Raw genomic sequence first — 10634 nt, 5'->3', positions numbered from 1 at the left:
GCCGGCCTCTTCGCGGGTGAGCCCGCTCCTACGACGGGCTGTGTCCAACTGTCCACCGTTGTAGGAGCGGGTTTACCCGCGAATACGGTGGCGGCAGCAACGGTGAACGGCGGGTGGAGATTGGCCAGCAGGGCCGGCCTCTTCGCGGGTAAACCCGCTCCTACGGGCGACCGCGAAGGCCTTTCAAATGTTGAGCAAGGGCGCCATATCGCGGCGTACCAACAAGGCGGTCGCGCGCGTCCCTCGCGGGCATTGATGGCCCGAAACAAGCATAGGAGCGACGCGATGCGCCGCGGGGCGGCGCTCGGTCGAAAACACTGGAAATCTAAAGCCAGGCACCCTTGATCAGAGGAACACGAACTTGGCGATGAAGATCGCGCACAGCACCCACAGGCTGGCAGAGATTTCCTTGTACTTGCCTGTACCCGCCTTCAAGGCCACATAGCTGATGAAGCCCAGGGCAATACCATCGGCGACCGAGAACGTCAGCGGCATCATGATCACCGTGACGATCGCCGGAATGCTGTCGGTGGCCTCATCCCAATGGATGTGCGCCATGCTACCCATCATCAGCATTGCAACGTAGATCAGTGCACCTGCTGTCGCATAGGCAGGAATCATCCCGGCCAGCGGCGCGAAGAACATCGCGGCGATGAACAGCAGGCCTACCACCACAGCCGTCAGGCCAGTTCGGCCACCTGCGGCAACCCCCGCGGCACTCTCCACATAGCTGGTCACCGGCGGTACACCTACCACCGCACCGAACACACTCGAGGCACTGTCAGCCTTCAACGCCTTCGACAGGTTCTCGATCCGCCCGTCCGGCGCCACCAGGTTGGCCCGTTGCGCGACGCCCATCAGGGTGCCGGCAGTGTCGAACATGTGCACGAAGAGGAACGCCAGCACCACGCTGATCATGCTGACGTTGAACACGCCAGCCACGTCCATGGCCATCCAGGTGGGCGCCAGGCTCGGCGGCATCGACATCACCCCGCCAAACTTGACCAGGCCCAGGCCCCAGCCGGCCAGGGTGACACCCATGATGCTGATCAGGATCGCGCCGAATACCCGCTTGTAGCTGAGGATGGCGATCAGCAGGAAGCACACGGCTGCCAGCAGTGGCCCCGGTTCATGCAGCGAGCCCAGCTTGATCAGGGTGGCAGGGCTGTCGACGATGATGCCTGCGGTCTTAAGGCCGATCAGCCCGAGAAACAATCCGACGCCGGCCCCCATGGCATGGCGCAGGCTGACCGGGATGCTGTTGAGCAGCCATTCGCGCACTTTCGACAAGGTCAGGAACATGAACAGCACGCCCGAGACGAATACCGCCCCCAGCGCCGTTTCCCAGTTGTAGCCCATGGTGCCGACAACGGTGTAGGTAAAGAAGGCATTGAGCCCCATGCCTGGCGCCAGGCCTACCGGCCAGTTGGCGTACAGGCCCATCAGCAGGCAGCCCAGCGCGGCGGCGATGCAGGTGGCGACGAAAGCGGCACCATGGTCGATGCCGGCGTCGGCCATGATGTTGGGGTTGACGAAGATGATGTAGGCCATGGTGATGAAGGTGGTCACCCCGGCGATCATTTCGGTTCTGACGGTGCTGCCGTGTTGCTTGAGTTTGAAAATCCGCTCCAGCCAGCTCGTTTCGAGCGGTGGGGCGAGATCCAGCGTAGGGGCTTCGGATTTGCGGCTTTCCACAGCGGGTACTCCTCAAGTCTTTCTTGTTGTTATGGAGCCAGTTTCCTGCGCAATGCACTTGGCGGCTCCGCGAGGGAAGGCAGACGTCTGACCGGTTTGTTGACTCAAGGGTCAAGAAGTCGCTCGATGGATTATGCTTTTGTGTACAAAGAAAGCAAATAATGTTTTATGTTTTGTATGCGCAATGTGTCGTACAACGGCTATATAGGTAAAACGCCCCCTGCGGAATCGCCTCAGCCTGTGTACAATGGCGCCATACTTTCTCTTCGTGCCTCGAGAGCCCATGAACGAACAGCTGCAACCTCTGAAGAAACCTGCACGAGTCGGCAAGGCCGGCCGCAGCGGTACCCAGGACGACATCGTCTACGCGCATATTTTCGAGGCGATCCTCGAGCAGCGTCTGGCTCCGGGCACCAAGTTGAGCGAGGAAGCGCTGGGCGAGATCTTTGGCGTCAGTCGCACCATCATCCGACGCGCCTTGTCGCGCCTGGCCCACGAAAGCGTGGTGCTGCTGCGGCCGAACCGCGGCGCGGTGGTGGCCAGCCCGACCGTGGAAGAGGCGCGCCAAGTGTTCTTCTCGCGGCGCATGGTCGAACGCGCCATCACCGAGTTGGCGGTGCAGCATGCCACCCCCGATCAGCTCAACGAGCTGCGGCAGATGGTGCGCGAGGAGCGCGACAGCTTCTCGCGCGGTGACCGGGGTGCCGGCATCCGCCTTTCCGGCGAGTTCCACCTCAAGCTGGCCGAAGCGGCGGGCAATGCACCGCTGGTGAGTTTCCAGCGCAGCCTGGTCTCGCAGACTTCGCTGATCATTGCCCAGTACGAAAGCGGCAACCGCTCGCACTGCTCTTACGATGAGCACATGCAGCTTATCGATGCTATCGAGGCGCGCGATGCCGAGCAGGCCGTGAGCCTGATGATGCATCACATGGACCACATCGACAGCAAGCTGAACCTGGACGAGGAGAGCGCCTCGGACGATTTGCATGCGGTCTTCTCGCACCTGTTGAAAAAGCCGAAGGTTTCCATCAAGGGTTGATCGTTTGCCGGTGTGATCGAGGGGCTGCAAGGCAGCCCCCAGGCACTACTGGCCATAACCCAAAGGTCTGCTAAATTCTTGTGAGCAAACCTTCATCAAGCAGTTGGGCTTGCGCATTCGTTGCGTTCAACTTCTTGAGGAACGGATTCATGAGCATGTCCCTGGGTAAACGCATGGGGGCCGAACTGATCGGCACCTTCTGGCTGGTCCTTGGTGGCTGTGGCAGTGCGGTACTCGCAGCCAGTTCCCCTCTCGGCATCGGTGTACTCGGTGTCGCCTTCGCCTTCGGCCTCACTGTACTGACCATGGCTTTCGCGATTGGCCATATCTCTGGTTGCCATCTAAACCCTGCCGTGTCGTTCGGGCTGGTGGTAGGCGGGCGCTTCCCGGCCAAAGAGCTGCTGCCTTATGTGATCGCTCAGGTCATCGGTGCCATCCTGGCGGCCGGGGTGATCTACCTCATCGCCAGCGGCAAGGCCGGTTTCGAGCTGTCTTCGGGGTTGGCTTCAAACGGCTACGCCGACCACTCGCCCGGTGGCTACACGCTGGGCGCCGGCTTCATCAGTGAAGTGGTGATGACCGCCATGTTCCTGGTGGTGATCATGGGGGCGACCGACGCCCGCGCACCGGCCGGTTTTGCACCCATCGCCATCGGCCTGGCCCTTACCCTGATCCACCTGATCTCGATCCCGATCACCAATACCTCGGTCAACCCCGCGCGTAGCACGGGGCCGGCCTTGTTCGTCGGGGGCTGGGCCCTGCAGCAGCTGTGGCTGTTCTGGGTGGCGCCGCTGATCGGGGCTGCAATCGGCGGCGCGCTGTATCGGGGTTTGGCGAAAGAACCTTAGCGCTGGTGCACGCAGCGCCCGGCGGCGTAGGTTTCACGCACGGTACGGTCATCGCCCAGGGTGGTGAGCACGAACAAGGTTTCTTCGATGCTGTTGGACTGCTGGATGCGGTAGTCCAGCAGTGGCGTGGCCTTGTAGTCCAGCACCACGAAGTCGGCATCGTTGCCTGGGCGCAGGCTGCCGATACGGTCGTCCAGGCGTAGCGCGCGGGCGCCGCCGAGGGTGGCCAGGTACAGCGATTTGTACGGGTGCAGGCGCGCGCCTTGCAGCTGCATCACCTTGTATGCCTCGTTCAGGGTGTTAAGCAGAGAGAAGCTGGTGCCGGCGCCAACGTCGGTGCCCAGGCCCACGTTGACCTTGAACCGCTCGGCCTGGGGCAGGTTGAACAGGCCGCTGCCGAGGAACAGGTTGGAGGTGGGGCAGAAGGCCACGGCCGAGCCGGTTTCGGCCAGGCGTTGGCACTCTTCGTCGCACAGGTGCACGCCGTGGGCAAACACTGAGCGTTCGCCCAGCAGCTCGAAGTGATCGTAGACGTCCAGATAACCCTTCTGCTCGGGGAACAGCGACTTGACCCAGTCGATTTCCTTGAGGTTTTCCGACAGGTGCGTGTGCATGTACACGCCCGGGTGCTCCTTGAGCAATTGGCCGGCCAGGGTCAATTGTTCCGGCGTACTGGTTGGGGCGAAGCGCGGGGTCACGGCATAGTGCAGGCGGCCTTTGCCGTGCCAGCGCTCGATCAGTGCCTTGCTTTCGGCATAGCCGGACTCGGCGGTGTCGGTCAGGTAGTCTGGGGCATTGCGGTCCATCATCACTTTGCCGGCGATCAGGCGCAGGTCCAGGCGCTCGGCTTCTTCGAACAGGGCGTTGACCGACTCCGGGTGCACGCTGCCGAATACCAGCGCAGTGGTGGTGCCGTTACGCAGCAGTTCCTTGAGGAAGATCTTCGCCACCTGGTCGGCGTGGTCTTTGTCGGCGAACTGCTTTTCGCAGGGGAAGGTGTAGGTGTTGAGCCAGTCCAGCAACTGCTCGCCGTAGGAACCGATCATGCCGGTCTGCGGGAAGTGGATGTGGGTATCGATGAAGCCCGGGGTGATCAGCGCGTCCTGATAGTGCTCGACCGGGATGCCGGCATCCAGCGTCGGCAGCAGTTCACTGGCGTGCCCAACGGCGCTGATGCGGCCATCGTCGACCACCAGCAGGCCGTCTTCGTAGTATTCATGGGAAGCCTCCAGGCCCACCTCGGCCGGGTCGGCAATGCTGTGCAGGATGGCGGCACGGTAGGCTTTGCGGGTAACGGTCATAACACACTCGTCAAATGGCTTGGCTGCGCCGGGAGGGCGGCAGCAATTGGGCAATGGGGCCGGCATTGGCGGCAGCGTCGTGCTGGCCGAAGCAGGCGTTGTAAGTGGCAATGATTTCACCGGCGATAGACACGGCGATCTCGATGGGCAGCTTGCCCTTGACCTCGGTCAGGCCCATAGGGCAGCGCATGCGTGCCATCACGGCCTCGTCGAAACCTCGCTCGCGCAGGCGGTGCTCGAACTTGACCCGTTTGGTCTTCGAGCCAATCAGGCCGAACCAGGTGAAATCGTTGCGCTTGAGAATGGCGGCGGTCAGTTCCAGGTCGAGCTGGTGGTTGTGGGTCATGACGATGCAGTAGCTGCCGGGCGGCAGGTCCGCGACTTCGTCGACCGGTTCCTCACTGACGACCTTGGTCACCCCCTTGGGGATGAGTTCGGGGAATTCCTGTTCACGCGAGTCAATCCAGCGCACCCGGCAGGGGAGCGCGGCGAGCAAGGGTACCAGAGCCCTGCCGACATGGCCCGCGCCGAACACGGCGATCTGCGCCTGCACAGCGGCCATCGGCTCGAACAGCAGCACGGTGGCGCCGCCGCAACACTGGCCCAGGCTGGCGCCGAGGCTGAAGCGCTCCAGGTGCGGGGTGGTGCGCTGCTCTTCGAGCATTTGCCGGGCGATGTGCAAGGCCTTGTATTCGAGGTGCCCGCCGCCGATGGTGTCGAACAGGCCGCTGGCGCTGACCACCATCTTTGAGCCGGCATTGCGCGGTGTCGAGCCGCGTTCCTCGATGATGGTCACCAGCACGCAGGCTTCGCCACGTGACTGGTGGTCGGCGAGGGCGTTGATCCATTGGTGCATGATGCAACCTCTCTAAGCCATGCTGCCGACCCTGGTAGGAGCGGGTTTACCCGCGAATGCGGCGGTGAAGCCACTATCGCATTCGCGGGTAAACCCGCTCCTACAAGGGCCTTGCGTTGTCAGGGGGTGATGGTTTCCAGTTCCCGTTCGCGCGACTGTGTTTCAGCCACTGCCTTGCGCATCTGCTCGCAGCCCCACAGCACCCGCTCCGGCGTAGCTGGTGCATCCACCTGCGGCTGCACGCGGTAATCAGCCAGGCTGGCCACGGCATCCTTGATTGCACACCAGGCAGCAATGCCGAGCATGAACGGGGGCTCGCCCACGGCCTTGGAGTGGAATACGGTGTCTTCCGGGTTCTTGCGGTTCTCCACCAGCTTCACCCGCAAGTCCAGTGGCATGTCGGCCACGGCCGGGATCTTGTAGCTGGCCGGGCCGTTGGTCATCAGCTTGCCTTTGGCGTTCCACACCAGCTCTTCGGTAGTCAGCCAGCCCATGCCCTGGATGAAACCGCCCTCTACCTGGCCGATGTCGATCGCAGGGTTCAGCGAATCGCCCACGTCGTGCAGGATGTCGGCGCGCAACATCTTGTATTCGCCGGTCAGCGTATCGACGATCACTTCCACGCAGGCAGCGCCAAAGGCGAAGTAGTAGAACGGCCGGCCGCGGGCCTGGCTGCGGTCGTAGAAGATCTTCGGTGTGCGGTAGAACCCGGTGCTGGACAACGACACCTGAGCGAAGTAGGCCTGCTGCACCAGTTGCTCGAAGCTGACGATCTGGTCGCGCACGCGCACATGGCCGTTACGGAACTCGACGTCTTCCTCGGTCACCTGATAGTGCCGTGCGGCAAACTCGGTCAGGCGGCGCTTGAGGATTTCAGCCGCGTTCTGCGCCGCCTTGCCGTTCAGGTCGGCGCCGCTGGAAGCAGCCGTAGGCGAGGTGTTAGGCACCTTGTCGGTGTTGGTGGCGGTGATCTGAATGCGGCTGAAATCCACCTGGAAGATCTGCGCCACCACCTGGGCCACCTTGGTGTTCAGGCCCTGGCCCATCTCGGTGCCGCCGTGGTTCAGGTGGATGCTGCCGTCTGTATAGATGTGGATCAGCGCACCGGCCTGGTTGAGGAAGGTGGCGGTGAACGAAATGCCGAACTTGACCGGTGTCAGCGCCAGGCCTTTCTTCAGGATCGGGCTGTTGGCGTTGAAGCGGCGGATCGACTCGCGGCGTTCGGCGTAGTCGCAGCTGGCTTCCAGTTCGGCGGTCATCTCCTCGAGCATGTTGTGCTCGACGGTCTGGTAGTAGTGGGTGACGTTGCGTTCGGTCTTGCCGTAATAGTTGGCCTTGCGCACGGCCAGCGGGTCACGGCCCAGATGACGGGCGATATGGTCCATCACCTGCTCGATGGCGACCATGCCCTGTGGGCCGCCAAAGCCGCGGTAGGCGGTGTTGGAGGCGGTGTTGGTCTTGCAGCGGTGGCCGTGGACGGTGGCATCGCCCAGGTAGTAAGCGTTGTCGGAGTGGAACATGGCGCGGTCGACGATCGAGCCGGACAGGTCGGGCGAATAGCCGCAGTTGCCGGCCAGGTCGAAATTGATGCCGTGCAGCCGGCCGTTGTCGTCGAAGCCCACGTCATACTCGACGTAGAACGGGTGGCGCTTGCCGGTCATGGTCATGTCTTCGACCCGCGGCAGGCGCATCTTGGTTGGCTGGCCGGTCAGGCGCGCAACTACCGCGCACAGGCATGCCGGGCTGGCGGCCTGGGTTTCCTTGCCGCCAAAACCGCCACCCATGCGGCGCATGTCCAGCACCACCTTGTTCATCGGTACGTCGAGCACTTCGGCGACCAGTTTCTGCACTTCGGTGGGGTTCTGCGTGGAGCAGTAGACGATCATGCCGCCGTCTTCGGTAGGCATTACCGAGGAAATCTGCGTTTCCAGGTAAAAGTGCTCCTGGCCGCCGATGTGCAGGGTGCCTTGAATGCGGTGCGGGGCGCTGGCCAGGGCGGCAGCCGAATCGCCGCGCTGATGGGTGTGGCTATCGAGCACGAAGTGCTTCTTGCGCAGCGCCTCGACCACGTCCAGCACCGGTTCCAGGTCTTCGTACTCGACGATGGCGGCCATGGCCGCTTTACGTGCGGTTTCAAGATCGCGGGCAGCGACAGCGAGCACCGGCTGGCCGAAGAACTCGACCTTGTCGATGGCCAGCAGCGGGTCGCCGGCCACCACCGGGCCGATGTCCTTCAGGCCGGGGATGTCTTCGTGGGTGATGGCAATGCGCACGCCCTCGAAGGCGTAGCACGGCGTGGTATCGATGCGCAGGATACGCGCATGGGCGCGGTCGGCGGTGCGGGCATAGACGTGCAACTGGTTGGGGAATTCCAGGCGGTCGTCGATGTACACCGCCTCGCCGGACACATGCTTGTCGGCGCTGTCGTGCTTGACGCTGCGGCCCACCCCGGTGGTCAGGTCCTGGCTGAACAGTTCGGCCATCTCGGCCTGGCTTTTGGCTACGTGATGGTTAGACATAAGCGGTCACCCGGGTTTCGATGTGCGGTGTTTGCTGTTCGATGAAATACTTGCGCAGCAGGTTCTGCGCGGTCAGCAGGCGGTATTCCTTGCTGGCGCGGAAGTCGCTTAGCGGGGTGAAGTCCTCGGCCATTGCCTGGCAGGCGCGCTCGATGGCAGCCTGGTCCCATGGCTTGCCACGTAGCGCCGCCTCACAGGCGCGGGCGCGTTTGGGGATCGCCGCCATGCCGCCGAAGGCGATGCGTACCCCGCTGACTACGCCGTCTTCGATGCTGAGGTTGAACGCCCCGCACACGGCGGAGATGTCATCGTCCAGGCGCTTGGACACTTTATAGGCGCGGAACGCCCAGTCGCTGGTGGCGCGCGGCACAATGATCTTCTCGATGAACTCGCTGTCCTGTCGGGCGGTGATGCGGTAATCGATGAAGTAGTCTTCCAGTGGCATCACCCGCTGACGCTCGCCCTGGCGCAGAACGACCTGCGCATCCAGCGCGATCAGCAAGGGTGGCGAGTCGCCAATCGGCGAGGCGTTGCCGATGTTGCCGCCGAGGGTGCCCTGGTTGCGGATCTGCAGCGAGGCGAAGCGGTGAAGCAGTGCCCCGAAGTCAGGGTACTCTTCGTTCAGCGCGGTGTAGCAGTCAGTCAGCGGCGTGGCGGCGCCGATTTCCAGGTGGCTGGCGGTTTTCTCGATGCGCTTGAGCTCCGCCACATGGCCGACGTAGATCATCACTGGCAGGGTCTTGTGGAACTGGGTGACTTCCAGCGCCAGGTCGGTCCCCCCCGCGAGCAGGCGCGCTTCAGGGTGCGAGCTGTACAGGTCGGCCAGGTCGGAGACGGTCAGCGGCACCAGGCAGCGCTTGTCGCCGCTGTTCAGCTCGCCGGTCTGGGTCGGGGCAATGGCCTTGAGGCGGCTGATGGTTTGCGCCTGCTGGCTATCGAACTGGTCGCGGCAGGGCTGGCGGCAGCTCTGCTCGGCAGCGTCGAGGATCGGTCGGTAACCGGTGCAGCGGCACAGGTTGCCAGCCAGGGCTTCCTGGGCCTGGTGCAGGTCGGGGCCGCTGCTGTTCTTTTGCAGGGCAAACAGTGACATGACGAAGCCGGGCGTGCAGAAGCCGCATTGCGATCCGTGGCAGTCTGCCATCGCTTGTTGAACGCTGTGCAATTGGCCCTGTTGTTTGAGACCCTCGACGCTGATCAGTTGCTTGCCGTGCAGCGACGACACAAAGGTCAGGCACGAATTGAGGCTGCGGTAGCGCAGGCTGTCGTTGCCTTGGTCGTCCTGGCTCAGTTCGCCGACCACCACGGTGCACGCACCGCAGTCTCCACTGGCGCAGCCCTCCTTGGTGCCGGTTTTGCCCAGGTGCTCGCGCAGGTACTGCAGCACCGTCATGTTTGGGTCCAGGGCGTGCTCACTACGCAGCTCCTGGTTGACGAGAAACTGGATCACGGGGATGGCCTCGCAATGGTTTTATTGTTGTTGGGCGGACTCTAAGCAAGACCTGTCTAGCAGGTCAATATTTTTCTGACCCAAAGGTCAAGAAAATGCACATGTCCATGCCCAGCCGAACACACTGCCTCTATTCCAAGCATAGATCGCGCCGGGCGCGTGGCTGTCTGACAGGTCAAATAAACCACCTGGCCCCTCTGCGCGACTACCGCCCAAGTACGCTACAATTCGCCCCTTGTGCCCAGTTCAATGATTTTGAAGGAAAACCATGACGTTCAAGGCCCCGGACAGCCTCTCCGAGCAGATTGCCGATTACCTGGCCGAACGCATCATCCGCGGCGAGCTGGCACCAGGCGAACGTATCCAGGAGCAGAAGGTTACCCAGGCGCTCAACGTCAGCCGCGGCTCGGTGCGCGAGGCATTGCTGATCCTCGAACGCCGCCATCTGGTGGCGATCCTGCCGCGCCGGGGCGCCCATGTGACGCAGCTGGACGAGCGCAGCGTTCGCAGCCTGTGCTCACTGATGGGCGAGTTCTACATCCTGCTGGGCAATGCGGTTGCGCAAAAATGGCGCACCGAAGCCGACCTGCGCCCGTTTCTGGAGATCCAGCAGCGGCTGCAGCGTGCCCATGACCAGCTCGACATCAAGACCTTCGTCGCCGACAGTTTTGCGGTCATGCGTGCGGCCTATCCATTCGCCGACAACCCGTTCCTGCAGGAAACCGTGGAAAACCTGCAGCCGGCCATGAGCCGTGCCTATTACCTGTCGCTGGACCAGCGCCAGGCCAACATGAGCGACTATCTCGACCTGTTCGCCCGCCTGCTCGAAGCCGTGGTCTCGCGTGACCTGCCACGCATTCGCGAGGTGCTCACCGCCTATGGCCAGCGCAGCTGCGAACTGGTGCTGGCGGCACTGGCCAGAGGCTGAC

8 protein-coding genes are annotated in these 10634 nt (G+C 62.8%); 3 read left to right on the top strand and 5 right to left on the bottom strand.

Annotation, left to right across the window (positions count from 1 at the left end; all coding sequences use genetic code 11):
• Window positions 1-345: 345 nt before the first annotated feature.
• Entirely contained in the window at window positions 346-1695 is a 1350-nt protein-coding gene (locus ACF8GF_RS01230; RefSeq protein WP_010955029.1) for an NCS2 family permease, read from the bottom strand.
• 283 nt (window positions 1696-1978) lie between these two features.
• On the opposite strand from ACF8GF_RS01230, the gene ACF8GF_RS01225 reads away from it, so the two are divergent.
• Entirely contained in the window at window positions 1979-2734 is a 756-nt protein-coding gene (locus ACF8GF_RS01225) for a GntR family transcriptional regulator (protein ID WP_176685152.1), read from the top strand.
• A gap of 149 nt (window positions 2735-2883) precedes the next feature.
• On the top strand, window positions 2884-3582 hold the full coding sequence (aqpZ, locus tag ACF8GF_RS01220) for an aquaporin Z (protein WP_176685153.1): 699 nt from the start codon (window positions 2884-2886) through the stop codon (window positions 3580-3582).
• Here aqpZ and guaD read toward each other — a convergent pair.
• From guaD to xdhA, 4 genes are all read right to left on the bottom strand, one after another.
• Entirely contained in the window at window positions 3579-4883 is a 1305-nt protein-coding gene (guaD, locus tag ACF8GF_RS01215; protein ID WP_176685154.1) for a guanine deaminase, read from the bottom strand. The genes aqpZ and guaD overlap by 4 nt on opposite strands.
• Before the next feature lie 10 nt (window positions 4884-4893).
• Entirely contained in the window at window positions 4894-5739 is an 846-nt protein-coding gene (gene xdhC, locus ACF8GF_RS01210; protein WP_021783021.1) for a xanthine dehydrogenase accessory protein XdhC, read from the bottom strand.
• Window positions 5740-5858: 119 nt separating this feature from the next.
• A complete protein-coding gene (gene xdhB, locus ACF8GF_RS01205; protein WP_176685156.1) occupies window positions 5859-8258 on the bottom strand; it encodes a xanthine dehydrogenase molybdopterin binding subunit in 2400 nt (799 codons plus the stop codon).
• Window positions 8251-9705 (bottom strand): xanthine dehydrogenase small subunit, encoded by a 1455-nt coding sequence (xdhA, locus tag ACF8GF_RS01200; protein WP_392461881.1) that lies wholly within the window; start codon window positions 9703-9705, stop codon window positions 8251-8253. Before xdhA ends, xdhB begins: the two co-directional genes overlap by 8 nt.
• A gap of 268 nt (window positions 9706-9973) precedes the next feature.
• On the opposite strand from xdhA, the gene ACF8GF_RS01195 reads away from it, so the two are divergent.
• Window positions 9974-10633, top strand: coding sequence for a GntR family transcriptional regulator (locus ACF8GF_RS01195; protein WP_176685158.1), 660 nt, complete (start codon window positions 9974-9976; stop codon window positions 10631-10633).
• Window position 10634 lies beyond the last annotated feature (1 nt).

Source organism: Pseudomonas sp. yb_5 (genome assembly GCF_043103865.1).
In the GTDB taxonomy this organism is placed as follows: Bacteria; Pseudomonadota; Gammaproteobacteria; order Pseudomonadales; family Pseudomonadaceae; genus Aquipseudomonas; species Aquipseudomonas putida_Y.
The sequence above is the reverse complement of the archived record's forward strand: the minus strand, read 5'-3'. Positions and strand labels throughout refer to the sequence as shown.